The organism is Microvirga sp. P4_G7 (assembly GCF_056401005.1).
The window spans coordinates 1-2,956 of sequence record NZ_JBFUKD010000488.1 but is presented as its reverse complement, the minus strand read 5'-3'; the positions used below and the strand labels follow the sequence as shown (position 1 = coordinate 2,956).

Genomic DNA, 2,956 nt, shown 5'->3' with positions numbered 1-2,956 from the left:
GTGGTCAGATACATTCCCGTTTCCATGGCGGCGAGCGTTCCTCAGCGTAAAGTGTTGACCGGCACGGGATCGACATCGGTGTATTCCTGGTTCTCACCCGTCATTCCCCACACGAAGGCGTACGGCCCGGTTCCTGCGCCCATATGAATCGACCATGCCGGCGACAGAACGGCGTCGCCGTCCGCAACGACGAGGTGGCGGGTCTCGTCAGGACGCCCCATCAGGTGGATGACGCGATCGTCCGGCGCGAGGTCGAAATAGACGTATGCCTCCATGCGGCGCTCGTGCAGGTGCGGCGGCATGGTATTCCAGGCGCTGCCATGGGCGAGATCCGTGATCCCCATCAACAACAGCGCCGAGGGCGCGACTTCGGGATGGATGTACATGCGCAGCGAACGTTTGTTGGAATGGCGTTCATCGCCGAGTTCCAGGGGCTTCGACTCGCTCCGCGTGATGAGGCGGTGGGGATATTCGACCTGCGCCGGCACGGAATTCATGTAGAACCGTGCGGGCTTCGCACCATCCGCGCTCGACAGGGTGATCCGCCGAGCGCCGCGGCCGACATACAGGATGTCGCGATTGCCGAGTTCGAAGGTCATTCCATCGACGTCGATCCGGCCGGCCCCGCCCAGATTGGCGATCCCCATCTCGCGATAAGACAAAAGATGGGGTGTGCCGATCGCAGCGCCGCCGCCGATGACCACCGCCTGCGAGACCGGTACGCAACCACCCAAAATCATCCGGTCGATATGGGTGTAGACGAGCTTTGCGTCGTCCCGGACGAAGAGTTGCTCGACGAGAAAGGCCGAGCGCAATTCCGTGGTGGAGAGGCCGGAGATGTTTTCTGGCGCGGCGCCGTAGCGGACATCCATCATTGCGCTGCCTCCAGGCGCGCATCGCCCGCGTGGCGCACCGCCTCGGCGAGCAGAAGAATCGCCAAAGCCTGACCGTAGGCCGTGGGTTGGATCGGGATATCCCGATAGAACTGGAGATCGCGACCCATGCGGGTGCCGTAGGAGACGTTCTGCACGGTGCCTCGTTCATCGATCTGGGAGAGGACATAGTCGAGCGCCCGCAATCCGGCCTGCCGAGCGTCGTCCCCCAGGATGCCCAGGCGCGCGCCCTTCAGGAGACCGTAGCCGATGCCCGCGGTCGCCGACGTTTCGAGATAGGACGACGGATCGTCGATGAGCGTATGCCAACCGCCGTCCCGGTGCTGGAAACGCACAAGCGCTGCGGCTTGGCTCCTGAGGTTACCCAAAAGGAACTCTCGTACGCCGCCCTCGATGCCGCCAAGCTCGATGAAATCGAGCAGGCCCGCGGTAATCCAGGCGTTGCCGCGCGCCCAACGAGCGCGGGCGAAATTGTGCCGGCCATCGAAGGTCCAACCGTGGAACCACAGGCCGGTTTCGGTGTCGGACAGATAATGTGCGTGAACGAGAAACTGGCGGACGGCTTCCTGGACAAGATCCTTGCGCCCTGCCGCGCGGCCATAGCTCGCCAGGAACAGGCACACCATGAACAAGGTGTCGTCCCACAATTCGCCCGGGTTGAGGCCATCCGAAACGATGTGCTGGAAACCCAGTTCTTCCGTACGAGGAAGGCCGGTCATCACCTGCACAGCCCAATTGTCGAGCGCCGGCTGCCACCGTTCGTCACCGGTCTTCGCCCATAAGATCGACAGGGCCAGCATCGGCGCCGTAGTATTGACGTTCAGGCCCGGCTGAGGGCGACGGAGCTGTCGCGCGTACCAGGCCTCGACCAATTGGCGATGGCGGTCGTCGCCGCTGAATTCCCAATAGCGGACAAGGCCGTAGAGGCCTATGCCCTGCGGCCATTCCCACCCGTCGAAGCTGATGTAGTCGCCAGGGGTGCCGTCGAGATTCGGCTCGTCGAACGTCCCGTCATGGCGCAAGGCCACCATTCCATCGACCAAGCGGTCGAGCTGACGGGTGAGCCGTCCCCGCTCCTGCATGCGCGCTGCCTCCCAAGGCAAAATCAGTGTTCAAAACCGTTTGTTCGAGATCGTTGTTCTTGGGAGCAGTTTTCATGAGCGATTGAAGTTGCGCACCATGAAAATTTTTTGCAGAAATGGAACCATGAGCCAAACACCCAAGCTGTCGAGCAAGAAACCATCGTCCGGCCGCAGTCGTCTGCGCGATATCGCAGCCGCGTGCGACGTTTCCATCAGCACCGCATCACGGGCGCTCGCCGGGCAGAAGGGGGTCAAGGCGGAACTCCGCGATCGGATCCTCGCGGCGGCGCGCAGCGCTCGCTATCCGATGCCGGCCGTGTTGCAGGGCGGGCGCATCGCCGTCTTCGCGAGCAAGGCGGCCATGACCGACTACAGCCGCACGCAATTCACCTGGCATGTGCTGGAAGGTTTGAAGGCCACCGCCGCCGCCAACGATCTCGACGTTTCGCTGATTCCGCTTTCCGAAACGGGCGACCTTTCGGCATTGAATGCCGTTCTCGACGACCGCAGCGTGACGGGCGTGCTTCTCTTGACGGTCGACGACGCGAACATCCTCGACCGGGTCGGCGACAGCGGCAAGGCGGCCGTGCTGATCAATGGCGATGATCCGCTGATGCGCCTTTCGAGCGTCAGCCCGTGCAATCGTTCAGCGACTCGCATGGCCTGCGATTACCTGATCGGATTGGGCCACGAACGAATCGCTTTTGTCATGAAGCCCGGTCGCCCGACCATTCAACGACGCTTCGAGGGATGGCGGGATGCTTTGGCAGAGCATGGACTCGCTTGCCCGGACAGCCACGTGATCAGGGTGGACGATTGGACGCCGGAATGTGCCGAACGGGCCATCGGCGCACGTCTCGACAGCGGCGACCTCGACGTTTCGGCGCTGCTGTGCGCCGCCGACAGTCTCGCACTGGGCGCTTTGTCGGCCTTGGCCGCACGTCAGATCGCGTGGCCCGGTGCGGTGTCGGTGCTCGGGAT

Annotated in this window: 3 protein-coding genes; 1 reads left to right on the top strand and 2 read right to left on the bottom strand. The window is 63.1% G+C overall.

The window, feature by feature from the left end; genetic code table 11:
- Window positions 1-41 precede the first annotated feature (41 nt).
- On the bottom strand, window positions 42-875 hold the full coding sequence (kduI, locus tag AC1DT3_RS16805) for a 5-dehydro-4-deoxy-D-glucuronate isomerase (RefSeq protein WP_477466382.1): 834 nt from the start codon (window positions 873-875) through the stop codon (window positions 42-44).
- Window positions 872-1,975, bottom strand: a complete 1,104-nt coding sequence (gene bglB / locus AC1DT3_RS16800) for a beta-galactosidase BglB (RefSeq protein WP_477466381.1) — start codon at window positions 1,973-1,975, stop codon at window positions 872-874. Before bglB ends, kduI begins: the two co-directional genes overlap by 4 nt.
- Window positions 1,976-2,099: 124 nt before the next feature.
- Here bglB and AC1DT3_RS16795 point away from each other — a divergent pair.
- Window positions 2,100-2,956: LacI family DNA-binding transcriptional regulator (locus AC1DT3_RS16795; protein ID WP_477466380.1), on the top strand; the 857-nt coding region annotated here is incomplete at its 3' end.